The 16,094-nt window shown below is 37.4% G+C and carries 19 protein-coding genes; 6 read left to right on the top strand and 13 right to left on the bottom strand.

Translation table 11 applies throughout. The annotated features are described in order from the left end of the window. Positions 1-135 precede the first annotated feature (135 nt). The 5 genes from GI584_RS06740 to GI584_RS06720 form a co-directional block, all read right to left on the bottom strand. Complete coding sequence (locus GI584_RS06740) at positions 136-825, bottom strand: response regulator transcription factor (RefSeq protein WP_100361405.1); 690 nt, start codon at positions 823-825, stop codon at positions 136-138. Then, positions 822-1,907 carry a sensor histidine kinase gene (locus tag GI584_RS06735; RefSeq protein WP_153790726.1) on the bottom strand — a complete coding sequence of 362 codons (1,086 nt, stop codon included), beginning with the start codon at positions 1,905-1,907 and terminating at the stop codon, positions 822-824. The genes GI584_RS06740 and GI584_RS06735 overlap by 4 nt, the downstream gene beginning before the upstream one ends. A gap of 55 nt (positions 1,908-1,962) precedes the next feature. Then, entirely contained in the window at positions 1,963-2,157 is a 195-nt protein-coding gene (locus tag GI584_RS06730; protein ID WP_100361407.1) for a DUF5957 family protein, read from the bottom strand. Further along, positions 2,154-2,543, bottom strand: a complete 390-nt coding sequence (locus GI584_RS06725; RefSeq protein WP_153790725.1) for a DUF6220 domain-containing protein — start codon at positions 2,541-2,543, stop codon at positions 2,154-2,156. Before GI584_RS06725 ends, GI584_RS06730 begins: the two co-directional genes overlap by 4 nt. Positions 2,544-3,251: 708 nt before the next feature. Further along, positions 3,252-3,788 carry a DUF6241 domain-containing protein gene (locus GI584_RS06720; RefSeq protein ID WP_153790724.1) on the bottom strand — a complete coding sequence of 179 codons (537 nt, stop codon included), beginning with the start codon at positions 3,786-3,788 and terminating at the stop codon, positions 3,252-3,254. 144 nt (positions 3,789-3,932) lie between these two features. On the opposite strand from GI584_RS06720, the gene GI584_RS06715 reads away from it, so the two are divergent. Next, positions 3,933-4,775, top strand: coding sequence for an aldo/keto reductase (locus GI584_RS06715; protein ID WP_100361410.1), 843 nt, complete (start codon positions 3,933-3,935; stop codon positions 4,773-4,775). An 84-nt stretch (positions 4,776-4,859) separates the two neighbouring features. Here the strand turns inward: GI584_RS06715 and GI584_RS06710 are convergent, their stop codons facing one another. The 6 genes from GI584_RS06710 to GI584_RS06685 form a co-directional block, all read right to left on the bottom strand. Continuing rightward, a complete protein-coding gene (locus tag GI584_RS06710) occupies positions 4,860-5,219 on the bottom strand; it encodes a hypothetical protein (RefSeq protein ID WP_228552358.1) in 360 nt (119 codons plus the stop codon). 169 nt (positions 5,220-5,388) lie between these two features. Then, on the bottom strand, positions 5,389-5,616 hold the full coding sequence (locus GI584_RS06705) for a hypothetical protein (protein ID WP_228552357.1): 228 nt from the start codon (positions 5,614-5,616) through the stop codon (positions 5,389-5,391). 14 nt (positions 5,617-5,630) lie between these two features. Continuing rightward, positions 5,631-6,872, bottom strand: a complete 1,242-nt coding sequence (locus GI584_RS06700; RefSeq protein WP_100361413.1) for a CYP152 family fatty-acid peroxygenase CypC — start codon at positions 6,870-6,872, stop codon at positions 5,631-5,633. A gap of 86 nt (positions 6,873-6,958) precedes the next feature. Further along, a complete protein-coding gene (locus tag GI584_RS06695; protein WP_153790721.1) occupies positions 6,959-7,921 on the bottom strand; it encodes an arabinan endo-1,5-alpha-L-arabinosidase AbnA in 963 nt (320 codons plus the stop codon). 310 nt (positions 7,922-8,231) lie between these two features. Beyond that, complete coding sequence (locus GI584_RS06690) at positions 8,232-8,612, bottom strand: MazG nucleotide pyrophosphohydrolase domain-containing protein (RefSeq protein ID WP_100361415.1); 381 nt, start codon at positions 8,610-8,612, stop codon at positions 8,232-8,234. Continuing rightward, a complete protein-coding gene (locus GI584_RS06685; RefSeq protein WP_153790720.1) occupies positions 8,613-9,539 on the bottom strand; it encodes a hypothetical protein in 927 nt (308 codons plus the stop codon). It abuts the gene before it with no gap. A 117-nt stretch (positions 9,540-9,656) separates the two neighbouring features. On the opposite strand from GI584_RS06685, the gene GI584_RS06680 reads away from it, so the two are divergent. The 5 genes from GI584_RS06680 (at position 9,657) to GI584_RS06660 (ending at position 14,519) form a co-directional block, all read left to right on the top strand. Further along, a complete protein-coding gene (locus GI584_RS06680) occupies positions 9,657-10,223 on the top strand; it encodes a Maf family protein (protein WP_100361417.1) in 567 nt (188 codons plus the stop codon). 206 nt (positions 10,224-10,429) lie between these two features. Continuing rightward, on the top strand, positions 10,430-11,407 hold the full coding sequence (locus GI584_RS06675; RefSeq protein ID WP_153790719.1) for a BMP family lipoprotein: 978 nt from the start codon (positions 10,430-10,432) through the stop codon (positions 11,405-11,407). An 18-nt stretch (positions 11,408-11,425) separates the two neighbouring features. Beyond that, positions 11,426-13,066 (top strand): methyl-accepting chemotaxis protein, encoded by a 1,641-nt coding sequence (locus GI584_RS06670; protein ID WP_194842143.1) that lies wholly within the window; start codon positions 11,426-11,428, stop codon positions 13,064-13,066. A 268-nt stretch (positions 13,067-13,334) separates the two neighbouring features. Then, a complete protein-coding gene (locus GI584_RS06665; protein ID WP_153790717.1) occupies positions 13,335-14,267 on the top strand; it encodes an acetamidase/formamidase family protein in 933 nt (310 codons plus the stop codon). Between the two features lie 57 nt (positions 14,268-14,324). Further along, entirely contained in the window at positions 14,325-14,519 is a 195-nt protein-coding gene (locus GI584_RS06660) for a DUF6366 family protein (RefSeq protein WP_153790716.1), read from the top strand. Positions 14,520-14,621: 102 nt separating this feature from the next. Here GI584_RS06660 and GI584_RS06655 read toward each other — a convergent pair whose 3' ends face one another. Both GI584_RS06655 and GI584_RS06650 read right to left on the bottom strand, forming a co-directional pair. Continuing rightward, the gene (locus tag GI584_RS06655; protein ID WP_194842142.1) at positions 14,622-15,548 is read right to left on the bottom strand and encodes an alpha/beta hydrolase; all 927 of its coding nucleotides are present in this window, start codon (positions 15,546-15,548) and stop codon (positions 14,622-14,624) included. Position 15,549: 1 nt separating this feature from the next. Beyond that, entirely contained in the window at positions 15,550-16,083 is a 534-nt protein-coding gene (locus GI584_RS06650) for a helix-turn-helix domain-containing protein (protein ID WP_100361423.1), read from the bottom strand. Positions 16,084-16,094 lie beyond the last annotated feature (11 nt).

Here is a 16,094-nt window from a genome sequence, read left to right as displayed (position 1 = left end):
TCACCGGCTTTCGTTTAATTATTGCTGATTGATTTAATTATCCTCTAGTCATATCTGGTTGATTTTTAGTGGTAAAGATTGTTGCAAACGTTTTGCTCTCTCTTTTGTATCGAATCGTCAAATAAACTCACCTATCTACTCTTTTTTAAAACGATAACCGACACCCCAGATCGTTTCAATAAAAGTCGGTTGTGATGGATTACGTTCAATCTTCTCCCGAATTTTACGAATATGCACCGTAACCGTGGAACTGTCACCGATCGCATCGAAGCCCCATATTCTTTCTAAAAGGTGCTCTTTCGTGAATACCTGATTAGGGTTCGTCGCAAGGAAATATAATAAATCATACTCTTTGGCGGTCAACGTCAGTTCTTCATCATTTAGATATACTCTTCTTGATAGATGATCGATGGCTAATTCTTTTATTTCGATAAGTGGAGTCTTTTTTTCTCGTTGTGTCAGGCGCTGATACCTTGATAGATGTGCTTTCACTCTGGCAACAAGCTCATTCGGATTAAATGGCTTGACGATATAATCATCGGCTCCACGGTTGAATCCTTTTATTTTGTCGATATCTTCTTTTCGTGCGGTTACCATTAAAATCGGTATGTCCAATGTTTCCCGGAGTTGCTCGCATAACTTAAAGCCATCTATTCCTGGAAGCATTAGATCTAGTAAGATTAGTGCATAGGAAGATTGATTGGCCATGGCTAATCCTTCGTTGCCGGTTGTTGCGATATCTGATTCAAAACCACTCAGCTCCAGATAATCCCGTTCTAGTTCCGCAATGCTCTCCTCATCTTCAATAATTAATATCTTTGTCATTTTTGTTCACCTTTTTTCAATTGGAAATAAATTGTTGTTCCTTGACCTTGTTCACTTTCCGCCCATACTGTGCCATCGTGTGCCTCGATAATCTTTTTGACAATGGCAAGCCCGAGACCGCTTCCTCCTGTTGCCGAATTACGTGACGTATCTGTCCGATAAAAGTGATCAAATATATAAGGTAGTTCGGATTCAGCAATACCACTTCCATTATCTTCTATAGCTATCTTAACATGTTCATCTTGTTCTGTTAGCCTAATTCTGATCATGGCTTGCTCTTTGTCGATATATTTAACACTATTGGTAATAACGTTCATGATCACTCGGTGTAATTGCTCACGATCCGCTTTCACTAAAAAGTTTTGTCCCTTGTCCGCAATAAACTCGAAAGTTATCTTGTTATATTGAAACGTTAATTCCTCGATAATATCGTCTAAATAGGCATTAATATCAAGCACTTCAAACTGAAATGGCATCCGATCTAAATCCAGCTTTGAATAGATAAAAAGCTCATCTACCATTTTTTCAAGCTGATCTGTTTTGTTATATATCGTCTGCATGTAGCGATCTAATTTTTCAGGTGAGTCCGCAACACCATCCAGTACTCCCTGAACATATCCTTTAATCGATGTCACCGGTGTCCGCAAATCATGGGAGATACTAGCGATTAATTCCTGGCGGTTTGCTTCATATTTTGCTTGTGTTTCCTTCGCCTGTTTTAAACTTTTCCGCATTTCTTCAAACGTGTTGGATAACTGGCCGAGCTCATCCTTTTTCTTCGATTGTATGTTGTGGTCCAGGTCACCTTGTTTTATTTTTTCTGCCGCTTCGTTCAATCGTTTAATCGGTTTAATAATCGTCCGTGATACAAAATAAGTCAACAATCCATTCGTGACCATTAATAGGACAATAACCGCCACCAGCCGGTAACTCATAAACCTTTGCAAGCTTTCCCCTTCAGGTTCTAGATTTCCCATCACGAAAAAAAGGTAACCTAACAAAATCTCGATGATTAAAAAACCGAGCACTGGTATGATGATCATCGCGATATTGGACAACAATAATCTTTTTTTAATCGACATCTCCCTGCACCTGCCTTTTGTTAGATTATAGTAAAGAAAGAACGGATAAGCCAGTTTATCCACTCTTCTGCTTGTGATCCAGAAATGGTACGAGGATCGCACAAATAATAGCTGTATAGTAAGGGAGGAACTTTATTCCAATTGGGGTGTTAAAGAGCGTCATCCCTAAAATACCGATAAAGCTTGATAAGGCAATTCCTAACACAAATCCTCCTAATAATCCAACAATAATTGCAATAAATGTTCTCATGATCGATTCTCCTTTTTTAGATAAAATTTAGCTTGGATAACCATCCAGAATGATAATAATAAAAGACCGGTTCCGATTACTGGATGAAGAGCAGCAAACCATGGTAATTTTCCTGCGATATTTGCAGAGAAATACATCAAAAACATCATGAACATTAGACTAAGAATTTGCCAGTATGCCCAGCGTGGTAGGTTTGCCAACCAGGCAACAAGCAGCATCAATAACGGGACATTAAACCCAAACAAATGAATAAAAAACGTGTGGTTTGCCCAGTGAAGTGGTTGAATAAAAATCGCCATACCTGCTAAAGTGATCTGCGTTGTAATCGCTAATGTAAAAATGACGGTGAGCGTGAAATACACTATTTCCGCAATACGAATTCTCATTGAATCTTCCTCCCTCTTTTGACTATAGGCACAGTTTACTGGTTAAATCTAAACTCCTTCTTGATTAATTCTTAAATATTTCTTAATTAAAGTGAGACTTCCCTCAGTGGAGATTTTACGGACGATTAGCACCGTGATAAAATAGCCTGCTCTTATTTTCCTGGCCACTTTTCAATTTTTATAAGAAAAACCGGGAAGCCCACCCGGTCCTTTTAATTGACCAAAATAAAGATAGTGCAAAAGAAAGATAACGGTCACAAACGTTGTAGAACAACTTTATAGCGGAGGCCGGACGCTTCAACTCCTGTGGGAACTGTTTTACCTGAAGATCCACTTTTCCAAGCGGTTTTTGCTCGGAAAAAGTTAGCTGAAGGGAAAACCCCACGGAGGGAAGCGGGCAGCCGGAGCGATAGCCTAGCAGGTTAACCATTTCAAAATAACCACCTTATTATAGTTCAAAATACTATGATACCGCGGATTATATACTTTCTTATCTTAGAACAAAAGCGCAGAGCGCCCGCTTAAAAACGTAGCGACTTCAGAATCAACTGAGATAAAGGAATCACTGAGAAAAGCGAGCCGATGATGACTTATATCGTAGGGCGATTTGTGAAGTCGCCTAGTTTCTGGGCGCTGAAGCTGGACGTGGCTCATCACGCTCAACTTTAGACTACAAAAAAATAATCCGCATTATGTCTAATAAGCGGATTATCGAAAATATTTTTCTATATACTGTTGTTCTTCCTCTTCACTATACAATCGTAATGCTCTGCCAACGTTACCATCTTTTAGTTCCCAAATATAATTATGAACTTCTACCGCGTTACTGAAATCACCGTTCTGCCATGCTGTTAAAGCCTCAATATAATAATCACGATGTGTAAAATCAGAGTTTTTTACTGTTTCGAGCATTAATTCTATTCGTTCATCAGTGATTTCTACTGCCCCCCATTTATCTTCAGCATGGACTTTTTGATGAGTCATATGATGTAAAGTATCCCTAAAGTTGATTTCACTCTGAATGTTATCTGTGTCCACTTCCTGTACTTCTTCCTCGATATCTTCTTCACTGACTTCCGACGCCGCATCCACTTCCGTTGTCTTTTCTTCTTGTGGCTCATCTTCTTTCGCCACGTCATCCTCGGAAAGTAATGCAAATACGATAAATATTGCAAAGCCAAGAACACCTACAGCTAAACCAAGAGCAACAACCCAGCTAATAATACCTATTAATTTACTTTTCATTCCATTCCCTCCATAATTAACATACCAAAAATTTACTAAAAATCAAGAAAAAATCCTCATATCCTTCTGTTTAAAATGTGTTGGTTTTGATTTTTGGTGGTAATACTTATATAGGAATGAAATTATTATTGGAGGAGTGATTGGATGGTTCATGCAGTTCCTACTGTTTCATTACATGATGGTATAGAAATTCCTGTCGTTGGGTTTGGTACAGCGAATATGAAAGGAAATCAAGGGGCATCAGCTATTGCTAGTGCGATTACGAATGGTTACCGATTAATTGATACCGCTTATAATTACGAAAATGAAGGAGCAGTTGGCGAAGCGATCCAGAGAGTAGAGATACCTAGGGAACAACTACAAGTTGCCTCCAAACTGCCGGGGCGTTATCACCAATATAATGAGGCCGTCAAAGCGATTCAAGAATCATTATTTCGTGCCAATTTAGATTACTTTGATTTATATTTAATTCACTGGCCGAATCCGAAAGAGAATCACTATGTTGAAGCATGGCAAGCATTGATTGATGCACAGAAATGGGGATTGGTTCGCTCTATTGGCGTAAGTAACTTCTTACCTGAGCATCTCGAACGTTTAGAAAAAGAAACTGGTATCCTCCCAAGCATTAATCAAATTGAATTACATCCTTTCTTTAATCAAGAAGAACAAAGAGAGTGGCATGAAAAGCACGGTATTGTCACAGAATCATGGAGTCCATTATATCGTGCCAAAGATACGATGGAGAATGAAACTCTTCAATACGTTGCACATAAATATAACAAATCTGTCGCACAGGTTATTTTGCGCTGGCATTACCAACTGGGTGCTGTAACGATTCCGAAATCAACTTCCCCACAAAGACAAGTTGAAAACATCTCTATCTTTGACTTTGCATTAGACTATGAAGATATGGAAATGATCGGGAAACTGACCAGACCGGATGGCAGAATCAATGACCAGAATCCGGCAGAATATGAAGAATTTTAAACGATGGCTAACACCATTTCCTAAAGAAAACGTTTGGAAAAAAACCAAACGTTTTCTTTATTTCTCAGCAAAATATTCCATCCATTACTTTTTCAAAATGTCCAACAGAACATAACCAAAAACTATTCCAGCTGTCGTTATTAATGTAGTATTGTCCGTTAACATTACCTCTTTTGCAAACAACAAACGCGTTCCAGCTAGAGTAAATGGCATAACTGGTAACAACGCTATGTATAATGCTGGAATACCGATTGCAACCAGCTTCAACCAGTCAAACGTCCAACGCTTCTTGTCTTTAACTTCGATGATCAATTTTGGCAGGCGCAAAAGCATTCCGATTAAAATTGGAAATATCGTTACAAATATTAAGTAAGGTATCATTTCAAAGGTTTGACTAGCTTCTTCACCTAAATAAAACTGATATTTAGCGCCGAAGAAAATCATACATCCTATAATCACTGTACTTAAGAAATAATAGAAAAACTTTCGAATAGGAAACCCCTCCTAAAATTATATCTATTATTAAGTACGAAAAGTATCGCTAACACGTTTCACCTGCATTGAAATAAAAGCCGAAATCCACCTTTAGATTTCGGCTTTTTCTAGCTAAAGACTATTTCCCTTTATACTTTTCTTCTGATTGCGAAGTACTTTGGCTATTCTTCTTATCCCTGAGGTTCTTCTCTTCAATTTCCAAATCTCTTAATGGAATATCATCGACCAGTTGTTGCTCCTTAAACTTATACAATTCAGTCCGTTTCTCATCATTCACACTTTTTCGCTTGTTATCTACTGTTTCTTTCTGTTCTATTTTTTTATTTTTACGTTCCTCTCCCATCATTAGCACCTTCCCTTTTAATGAGTTTGGACATTCGTAATGATGATATTGCTTTGTGGCAGAGACGGGATATCATTCATGCTGTAACTAAAATCCTGGTCAGGAAAATCAAACGAAATCTCTTTGCTGAAAAAGTTTACCGTTTCATTTAAAATATCGATTGTAATCCACTCACCTGCACAACGGTGACCAATATCAAATTCACCACCCCCTTGTGGAATAAAATCAAATGGATTACCTTGCCAATTCTTAAAGCGCTCCGGCTTAAACTGATTTGGCTCCTCCCATATTACTGGATCATGATTGGTGCCGTACAAATCCAGTAATGTGAGTGTTCCTTTTTTAAATTCGTAATCATTCCATAGAAAGTCTTGTTTCACCCTTGCTGCCGTGAAAGGGAAAAAAGGATAATAACGACGTACTTCCTGAATGAATTCTCGGCCGTTACCTTCGCGAACCTGTTCTGCTTTTGCTGGATAATCATGCATGGCAAGCACCGTAAAGTCAATATAGACAGCAATGGCAACGATTGGCCGTAATAAATTCAACAGTTCTACTGCAACAATATCGGCCTTTAATAATTTACCTTTAGGATCTTTATGCAAGGAAAATTGGTATAGTGCGCGATCTTTATCTACCTCTATCTTTTCTTTACGTACTTGTTGAATGAGATCTTCCAGCCATCCTTCTGCCTTCTGTCTAGACCATCTTGCTTTCCAATGCTTCGGTCCCACATCTGCTGCATGTTCAAACAAATCACTAAACTCATCCACCCATTGATCTGCTTCTTCTTTCTGAAAAGGAATTCCCGTCCATCTCAATGCCATTCGTGTCAATACATGCTTTGCTGCTTCATAGACATTAACTTCTTTCTTTTCATTAGATAATTGGTTTCTCCACTCTTCTCGAGTTAAACTTCGAATCTCCTCTAATTTATCATCCGTCATAAGCGACATAAACATTGCTTTACGATAACGATGGTCTAAATCATCTAACCCTTGTACGCCACCTTTACCAAATAGTGTTTTCTGGATCCGTCCAGGTGCTGCATTCTTACGCTGAAATTTTTCATTATCATAGAACAATTTTGCTTCCTGTTCGCCTACTAAACAAATGGCTTTCTCACCGAGCAACCTTGTTTCGAATATCCTCGAATCAAATTTATTTGAGCGGTTCATAATAAAATAATAACCTTCTTTAAGCAACTCTAAAGTATGGTCTAATCCCTTATCCTGTGGCAGTTGTTGATGATCTGTCATTCTTAGCCCTCCAACATGGTTTACTTACTTGTATTTTTCCCTAATATTCTTTTTTAAAACAGCATAAAAGGAAAAGACCCTATATTTTAGTATGTCGGCCAGCCTTGGCTATCCCAATATAAATCATTGATCAATAATCGTGGTAACCCGTTACTGTCTGCGTCATATGCATGACGTATAAACACATTATTATCATATACATCCTGGTGTCCAGGGCCAATCCACTTGTCATTACCACTATCAAAGATGGTTCCTCCGCCATTTAGCATATCCTGACCTAATTTATCTACATATGGACCTGTTATGTTAGGGGAACGACCAACAGCAACTTTATACGTACTATCCAGACCACTACAACATTTATCAAATGAAACAAATAAGTAATAATAACCGTCTTTATACGTAATACTAGGTGCTTCAATTGCACCTTCCGGATGATTAGGTCTTGCCGCAATAGAATAAAGCTGTCCTGTCGGTTTCATCGTATTAGCATCTAATCTAGTAAGTTTTATCCCACTCCAATACGAACCAAAGGATAACCAAGGATTACCATATTCATCAATGACTAAATCACCGTCAATGGCATTATAATTATCTGCCGTGGTTGAATGAACGACCAATCCGTCATCTCGCCAATTACCTGATGCGATACTGTCTGTTGAAAGCAGTCCGATTAAGGATTGATTAGAACCAAAAGAAGATACAGAGTAATATAACCAATAACGCCCATTATAATATTGGATATCAGGAGCCCATTGTGCACTTGTATGATTTGGAACATACTCCCTCCACCAGCTTAAAGGTTCAGGAAATACTACTGGAGCTTCATTCCAATTCAACCCATCTTGAGAGTATATAACCCTTATTCCATTTCCATTTTCTTCTCCAGTTCCAAAGGTCCACCAAGTATTTCCCTCCCTGATCATGGAAGGATCATGAATCATCGGATGTTCATCCATTTCCCAAAATGCTGCCGATACAGATACACCAGAAGTTCCCAATAAAACCAAAACAAACAACAATACCTTCAAATAACTTTTTAAATTCATCTACTTCACTCCTTAACATTTTAATTAAGTATGCGCTTACAATTTCATTTAATATAAACGGCACACTTATTTAAAACGCATTGTACCATTATTTATTAACCATGTTAATTATTTACAGTAAAAATAATCCTAATTACCTACTATAATCCGAAGATGATTTCCTTTATTGTTAATTAAATAATTGTTTTTATAGTAATTATCACCATTTTATTTACTTTGTTGTAAAGTTAATCATTTAAATAAAAAAAGCTAATACATACACACCCCTATGAAGACGAGAGATGTTTGCGTTAGCTTTATTATCCTATATTTACTTCCATATACCAACATCCTTATTTTTCCTCTGTTTCACTTCCTCCATCTTACTATAGAATGCTTCCTCCATATCAATCTCAAAATAATTAGCAAACTTCGTCATATAGGCAAGACAATCCGCCAGTTCTTTTCCCATGTCTTCTTTTATCTTTGCTTTCGCTATTTCAAAGGCTTCTGCTTCACTTTTTCCTTGATTGATCAGTTCATTCGTTTGATTAAATGCCTTTCTTAATTCTTCTGCTACTTCTGCCACCTCTGTCGAAAACAGCATGTAATTAATTAATAACGAAGATTTTGTTTCTTCAAAATGGTCATCGCTGATTTTCCAATTCATTTCTTCATGATATGTTTTCATATAAGTCTGTAATTCTCTCATCTATTCCACCTCATTTGAATAAACTTGTTTCTCAAAAACCGTTCCGTCTGTGTATTCCACTTCAATAACTAACCGCATATTGTCATATTGTTCAAATGGGTCGATATCAAACGGTCTGTCTCTCATATCTACATTTCTTAGTGTAAATTGCTCTTCTTCAATAAGTGTATCATTTTGATATTTAAATAGATTTACTTCTTCAACGATATTTTCCTGATTGGCTACATTGTGATAGTAAACATGTAGCCTCACTTCATCTTCATTTAAATTTACATCACTAAACAACGAACCATAATTATTCGTTCCTAAGTAGTCTAAATGTTCCGATTGCTTTTCACTATGCTTTACCATGCCATCATGAGAAACTGACACAAAAAAGCTTATATGATTTCCTGGATCTTCTTTTACAGATTCCTTAGATTGTTCGCTGACTTCTACCTGACTGGATGAATTAGAATTTCCACTCGATTCATGAACGCTTACCTGCCATTCTGGTTTTAATTCCATTTCAACTGGAATTTGTACCTGAAACATCCCTTCTGTCTCTTCATTCGCTGGTATCTCCGTGAATTCATTTGCTTCGCCATATTTATAATGAAACATAACTTCTGCATCTTGATGAAATTCCTTTAGTTGCCATGAAAAGATCACATCCATACTGCCATTTGCTAATTGTTTCTCATCTGTTTCCATTGTGATTGGACTGATCCAGCTTTGTTGCTCGATAAATTGATCCAATTCCTGCCGAATCATGCCAGACTGACTGTTCACATTATTGCTTAACATTGATTGATTATCTGTCAGAATAAGAATATCATCTTCCACCTTATTTATTTTGGAAAACATCATCACATTAAGAAATAAACTAATAATTAGTGCTATAAGAATAAATAAACGAAACCCTTTTATGTATCGATCTTTCTCCACTCTTATCCTCCCCCTCGCAACTCTTTTAACAAATATTGTACCATGCATGTAAAGTTGCTATTTACTTTTCAAGGAATTATGATAAGGACAAACCATTATCAAAAAAGGAGCATTGTCATGAATCTAATCTTAGCTTCTTCCTCTCCAAGAAGACAAGAATTATTACGGCAAGTACATATACCTTTTACCATACGAAAGCCTGAAGTCGATGAATCACAAATTACGGTAACGGATCCAGCAGAAAAGGTTAAACAGCTCGCTATGTTAAAAGGAAGGGATGTACCTATTCAAGATAAAGACGAAGTAATTCTTTCTGCAGATACGGTGGTTTCTTTGCAACAAAACATTTTCGAAAAACCGACAGCTAAGCAGGCAGCCTTCAAAATGATCGAAGCTATGAGTGGTCATAAACATGAAGTTTATACTGGTGTGATGCTGCGTTCTTCAGATCAAGAGATTGTCTTTGTTGAAAGCACGACGGTAGAATTCTGGCCGTTAACAGAAGAAGAGATCATTTCATATGTCGAAACAGATGAACCTTATGATAAAGCTGGTGGCTACGGAATTCAAAGTGTCGGTGCCATGTTTGTAAAAGGGATTATTGGCGACTATTATAATGTAGTTGGTTTACCCATTTCACGTGTTGTACGAGAATTAAGTAAGTTTGAGATTTTCCCTAGATGAAACTTAAATGATTTTTCCCAGTAGGAAAGTGATTGCACTTTCCTTTTTTTTATTCAAAAAAAACGTTTACATGTATATATTCTATTATAAATGCTTCAAAACAATAGAATAATGAGTAAAAAGTATGTTATTTTAGATAATGTTACTTTAGGTATAAATACCTTTTTTGACATATTTAATAATTCAAACATCATGGAGGTTAACAAATGAAGAATTGGACTTTCGTATTATTTTTGTCTCTTATTATGGTGATGGCAGGATGTTCAGAGCAAAGCCAATCATCTACTATTGATGACAAGGTTAAAATTGGCGTTATGTTGTCGGACGTCGGACTTGGTGACCAGTCATTCAGTGACTCTGCCTTCTACGGTTTAGAACAAGCACGTGATGAATTAGGGATACTTTTTGATTATCGTGAATTGGCAGATGTCGGAGACTATCAAACTGGTTTAACCCAATTAATGGAGGAAGACAATGACTTGATTATCGGTCTTGGATATATGATTGAAGAAGATTTAATGAAAGTTGCCGAAGAATATCCTGATCAACAGTTCGTTATTGTTGATAGTGTGATAGATTTACCAAATGTCACAAGTGTAACCTTTAAGGAACATGAAGGGAGTTTTCTGATCGGTGCTATTGCCGGTATGAAGACAGAATCCGATATCGTCGGATTTGTTGGCGGTGAAGATACCCCACTTATCCAGAAATTTTTAAACGGCTATAAACAAGGTGTTGCTGCTACAAATCCTGATGCAACCGTATTAGATCAGTTTGCAGGAGACTTTGGTGATGATCAGCTTGGTGAAGAAATTGCAGCTGAGTTAATCGAAGAAGGTGCGGATTATATTTATCCATCAGCAGGTTTCACAGGAGTTGGGGTAATCAAGCAAGCACAAGAAGAAGGAATTTATTCATTTGGTGTCGATTCTGATCAATATTACTTAGGTGAAGATACGGTTGTAACGTCTATGTTAAAAAATATTGATGTTGCAATGTACACATTGGCAACCGACCTTGTTGAAAATGGTGAACTTACAAGCGAAAACCTGGAATTAGGTTTAAGTGATGACGGGGTTGGATTAGCTCCTATTCGTGTTCTTTCTCTCACATCAGATGAGGACAGTCAGCTAAACGAACTAAAAGACGATATCAACTCTAATGAGATTACAGTGAACGAATAAGGAGAAAGGATGACACACATGAATTTAAAGCGAAAATTAAGATTAAACTCTCTATTACCTTTGACTATCGCTTGTATCATTATTGGATTTATCGCATATCAAATGACACAAATTCATTCTTCCAATAACGACAATGTCGAGCTACTTGTGGATGTCGAAAAACTAAATAGTGCGATAATATCGGTCGAGCAAGGCTTAAGTAGTTTTTCTCTAAACAAAACAGATGCAGATGCAGAGTCTGTTCGAATAAGCTTACAGAAAAGTTCCAATATTTTAGAGGAATTAGCAAATACCGAAAGAGCAGAAGATCAATTACGCCAGATTGAAGAAAAATTACAAGCATTAGAAAATGACATCACTGTAGCTTTAGATGAAAAAGATGCAGCAGACGCTAAAAAACAATCGATTAGAACTAGGGGCATTCAAAACGATATCCACTTATTACAATTAATCGTAGATGAAAACTACCAAACAGCACAACAAGAACTAGAAACAAAGATTGATTCGATCATCTTGTTCACGATTATCTCAGGAATAGTGTTACTACTAGGAACAGGCAGCTTTTCTTTTATTACGACAAACCGGATCGTAAAACCAATTTATACACTTACCGATCATGCTGACGCTATTTCCAAAGGTGATCTTACCAGATCGATAGCGGAAACAGCACGGAAAGATGAAATTGGACAGTTACATAATAGTTTTGTCCGCATGAATCAAGATCTAAAAGAATTGATTGCCAATGTATTAGATACAGCCCAAAGTGTGGCTGCTTCTGCTGAGCAACTAAGTGCTAATGCAGATGAAACATCAACAGCTACCGAACAAATCGCTAATACAATTCAAGAAGTCTCTGATGGATCTGAAAAACAACTTAAAAATGTTGATCAGTCTAATCAAAATGTGGCACAAATTTCAGAAGACATTGGATCTATATCCACTCGTATTACACGTGCGACTGATTCTTCCAGTCAAGCTTCTATACAATCTGAGCAAGGAATGGATACCGTTAAACGTGTGATCGAACAGATGGCAATCATCAACCGAAATACGGAAGATACTGGTCAAGTAATCGAAGGTTTAAATAAACATTCCCTAGAAATTAATAAAATTGTCGATATGATAACAGATATTGCAGAGCAAACCAATTTACTTGCACTTAACGCAGCAATTGAAGCGGCACGGGCTGGTGAACATGGAAAAGGCTTTGCCGTTGTAGCTGATGAAGTTAGAAAATTAGCAGAAGAATCCGGTCAGTCCGCACGTCAGATCAATGACTTAATTGCGGTGATGCAACAAACAACTGGTCAAGCGGTAGAATCAATGGAAGTAGGAAATCAAGCAGTTAAACAAGGTTCTTCTCTTGTGTCGGAAGCAAGTGATGCATTTGGGAATATTACAAAAGTTGTCTCAGATGTCCAGGGACGAATGAATGAAGTAACAACTTCTCTGAATCAAATGAAAGACAATAACCAGATACTAGTTACATCCATGAATCATGTATCTTCCATTACAGAAAAAACTGCTCATCACTCTCAGGAAGTGGCTAGTGCCACGGAGGAACAAACGGCCTCTATCCAAGAAGTATCTGCCGCTACCAAAGTGTTAGCAGAAATGGCACAAGAATTACAAGACAAAGTGAGCCGATTTAGAATCTAGGAAAAGTAGTTTGCTATAAGAAATGGCATACCAGTCACGTTGGTGATTGGTATGCTATTTTTCATTTAATTGAGTTGGGATTTTTTAGGATCAGCTCCAAATTTGTGTTAAGATAATTCTAGGGTATTGTGAAGAACTGAGTGAGATACAAAAAGCATAGACAAGTGAAATGTGTTAAGTGTCATGATTGGATATCTTATTTTTAAAATAAGTTTTACAATAGTGGATACATTTCATAGATACCAAATTTATTAAAGGAGCTAGTCACATGACTACCTACCATATAGAACCTAAAAAACAGACTCTTCATGGCTCTTTTTCAAAACATCTCACACCTATTTTAACCATAAACTCAGGTGATTCCGTTCGTTATTCTACTCTAGATGCATTATGGGGATTAGAACCTTATAAATCAACTGGTACTCGACGAATTTTTGAGACAAAAGAGTTAAAAGGAAACAGTGGCCATGCTCTCTGTGGTCCAATAGCTATTAAAGGTGCTAGACCTGGAATGGTTCTGATGATTAAAATGAATGAAATACGCCCATCTTCATGGGGATGGAGTTTTGCAGGTGGTTCCAAGCAAGTCAAAAAACGACTCGGCTTAGCAGAACAAGATCAATACCACTTAAACTGGGAATTGGATACTATAAAGATGATTGGGACTAGTCAAGTGAATCATCGAGTGCCTTTATCACCATTCATGGGGACGGTGGGTATGCCTCCTAACGAACCTGGAATTCATTCAACTATACCACCAAGATTTTGTGGTGGGAACATGGATTGTAAAGAGCTAGTGGAAGGAAGTATTTTATATCTCCCAATTCCTGTTTCTGAGGGACTGTTCTCAGTTGGTGATGGCCATGCATTACAAGGTGATGGTGAAGTTAGCACCCAGGCGATTGAATGCCCAATGGATGTTGTAGACTTAACTTTTACACTTAAAGATGACTTACATTTATCTATGCCTCGTGCCCATACCCCGGCAGGTTGGATTACATTTGGCTTTCACGAAGACCTTGATGAAGCTTGTTTTATTGCACTTGAAAGCATGCTAGATCTTATGCAAGAGCTGTATTGTTTCAGTCGTAAGGAAGCTTATACTCTAGCTAGTTTGACAGTAAATATGAGAATTACTCAAATTGTTAATGGAACTAAAGGAGTGCACGCCATTCTGCCTCACGATTCGTTTATTGAATAGATCTATCTTGACCATCGAGATAAATAAAATGCTAAATTTTAATAAAGGAGTGTTAGCATGATTGATGAAAAAGAATCTCCTGAAAGAAGAAGAGAAAAAATGAGACAAGAAGAATTAAAAGGGAATCCTTCTGGTAGTATTCATGGTAGTGGACTCCCTGATTTAGTTGGAAGTGTAAGTTGGAAAAGTACTGGAATACTTATTCTACTCATCATTTTGGGTGTTATTATTTACTCCGTTTTCTTTCGGTAAAGATCTTAAAATCTTGACCAGCAAACATTTTAATGACATTTTCTCTTGCTTCTCTCTATAAACATTTTCAAACGCTATTACTCTCTATGACTGTCATTAGACTTAGTTATTCTGTAACCAGTTCTCCAAAATCTCTTTCATCTCTGGATGCAGTGGTTTGTTACGATTTTTTTGATATACTTTTTGTATTTCTAGCATATTTACTTCATCTGTCTCTTCTTTCAACATGTGGTCCATTGTTTCGATCGTATGACATTCTGTATCTGATGAAATCAGTTCTGCAACTCGTTCCAATTTTTGGTAATCGGATTGATAATCAGCTTTACCTGTAATTGCTAGTACAGGGCAAGTTAGTTGCTTTAAATCTGCCATTAAATCATAAGTAAAGTGTTCACGTAACCATTTTGCGGGAAATGGTATCAATTGGACCCGGATAACTTCTTTATCGGATTGTTTGATTTTATTGAATAGTCGTTGATTTTTCTTTTCTGCCTTTTCAGCCAAGCGGAATCTTCGAAATAGCCAGCCTGTGAAATTCTTCTTCTCTTTTAATGCCTGGAATGTAAGTTCACGTTGGCGTTTCGTTGCTTCTTCCAACGTTTCACCACCACCAGCTAACAAAATGACGCCACCTACATCAACTTGAGTAGCAACAGCTGTCGCAATCATTGTTCCTTCACTATGTCCTAACAACAACACTTTATCAATGATAGGTAGATCATTTTTAATATACTGAACTGCAGCTTGCACGTCTTCTATTGCATCATGTAAACCTGTGCGTAGGAGATCACCTTCACTCTTTCCCACTCCTCGCTTGTCATAGCGAACTGTTGTATAGCCTAAACTGACAAGAAAATCAGACAACTCCTGATAAATGTTAAAATCCATTCCTTTTTTGTCTGCATTACCATTACGATCAACTTTCCCTGAACCTGGAATCATTACAATTGCTATATGCTGATCATTTTTCTCTGGCCTCGTTAAAGTACCTGTCAGTGTTACACTACTTTTGATCTTGATTTCTTTCATCTCACTCATCTCCTTTTTCCGGTAAAATGATAGTGGTGACCTTCCGTTTAGTACGCTCTTCACTTGGCTCTAATCCTTGATATTTCTCATAGACGCTTCGTAATTCATGAATCATGTCCTGAAATTCAGCATCTGACAGATAATACACTGCCTGCCGGTAGCTAACCCCGTCTTCTAAAAGATTAAAATTTTCACGTTCTAGGTATCTTCCAAAATCATGTACAATGTTTGAAATAAATTGGGTGAATAAATCTAAGTGCTCATCCTTGGACATTGCACTCAAATCTTCTGGGGTGGTGCTTTCCATTTCTGTAGCCAAACTATAGACTCTTTCGACTGTCCCTCTCTTTTGAATCTCTTCCTTGACGGTGATCATCCCTAAGTCATGAAGATAATTAATATGCCGGTACAATGTGGCGTGGGGAATATTGGGCAGGTATTGAGAAAGTTGAGATGGAGTTAATTGCTTGCCTCCTACTAACGCTTGAATGATTTCCATGCGAACAGGATGCAAAAGTTTCTTCCAATTTTTCATGTGTATCACCC

It is taken from the genome of Gracilibacillus salitolerans (genome assembly GCF_009650095.1).
GTDB classification, from domain to species: domain Bacteria; phylum Bacillota; class Bacilli; order Bacillales; family Amphibacillaceae; genus Gracilibacillus; species Gracilibacillus salitolerans.
Note: the sequence above shows the minus strand (reverse complement) of the source record. Positions and strands in the feature narration are given on the sequence as shown.

Excerpts from the sequence above, each read along its gene's own strand:
- GI584_RS06650 (WP_100361423.1), bottom strand. The coding sequence starts at position 16,083 with ATGAAAAATTGGAAGAAACTTTTGCATCCTGTTCGCATGGAAATCATT.
- GI584_RS06675 (WP_153790719.1), top strand. The coding sequence starts at position 10,430 with ATGAAGAATTGGACTTTCGTATTATTTTTGTCTCTTATTATGGTGATG.
- GI584_RS06690 (WP_100361415.1), bottom strand. The coding sequence starts at position 8,612 with ATGAGAGAATTACAGACTTATATGAAAACATATCATGAAGAAATGAAT.
- GI584_RS06660 (WP_153790716.1), top strand. The coding sequence starts at position 14,325 with ATGATTGATGAAAAAGAATCTCCTGAAAGAAGAAGAGAAAAAATGAGA.
- GI584_RS06730 (WP_100361407.1), bottom strand. The coding sequence starts at position 2,157 with ATGAGAACATTTATTGCAATTATTGTTGGATTATTAGGAGGATTTGTG.
- GI584_RS06670 (WP_194842143.1), top strand. The coding sequence starts at position 11,426 with ATGAATTTAAAGCGAAAATTAAGATTAAACTCTCTATTACCTTTGACT.
- GI584_RS06720 (WP_153790724.1), bottom strand. The coding sequence starts at position 3,788 with ATGAAAAGTAAATTAATAGGTATTATTAGCTGGGTTGTTGCTCTTGGT.
- GI584_RS06665 (WP_153790717.1), top strand. The coding sequence starts at position 13,335 with ATGACTACCTACCATATAGAACCTAAAAAACAGACTCTTCATGGCTCT.
- GI584_RS06710 (WP_228552358.1), bottom strand. The coding sequence starts at position 5,219 with ATGATTTTCTTCGGCGCTAAATATCAGTTTTATTTAGGTGAAGAAGCT.
- GI584_RS06740 (WP_100361405.1), bottom strand. The coding sequence starts at position 825 with ATGACAAAGATATTAATTATTGAAGATGAGGAGAGCATTGCGGAACTA.
- GI584_RS06700 (WP_100361413.1), bottom strand. The coding sequence starts at position 6,872 with ATGACAGATCATCAACAACTGCCACAGGATAAGGGATTAGACCATACT.
- GI584_RS06715 (WP_100361410.1), top strand. The coding sequence starts at position 3,933 with ATGGTTCATGCAGTTCCTACTGTTTCATTACATGATGGTATAGAAATT.
- GI584_RS06735 (WP_153790726.1), bottom strand. The coding sequence starts at position 1,907 with ATGTCGATTAAAAAAAGATTATTGTTGTCCAATATCGCGATGATCATC.
- GI584_RS06695 (WP_153790721.1), bottom strand. The coding sequence starts at position 7,921 with ATGAATTTAAAAAGTTATTTGAAGGTATTGTTGTTTGTTTTGGTTTTA.
- GI584_RS06725 (WP_153790725.1), bottom strand. The coding sequence starts at position 2,543 with ATGAGAATTCGTATTGCGGAAATAGTGTATTTCACGCTCACCGTCATT.
- GI584_RS06705 (WP_228552357.1), bottom strand. The coding sequence starts at position 5,616 with ATGATGGGAGAGGAACGTAAAAATAAAAAAATAGAACAGAAAGAAACA.
- GI584_RS06680 (WP_100361417.1), top strand. The coding sequence starts at position 9,657 with ATGAATCTAATCTTAGCTTCTTCCTCTCCAAGAAGACAAGAATTATTA.
- GI584_RS06655 (WP_194842142.1), bottom strand. The coding sequence starts at position 15,548 with ATGAAAGAAATCAAGATCAAAAGTAGTGTAACACTGACAGGTACTTTA.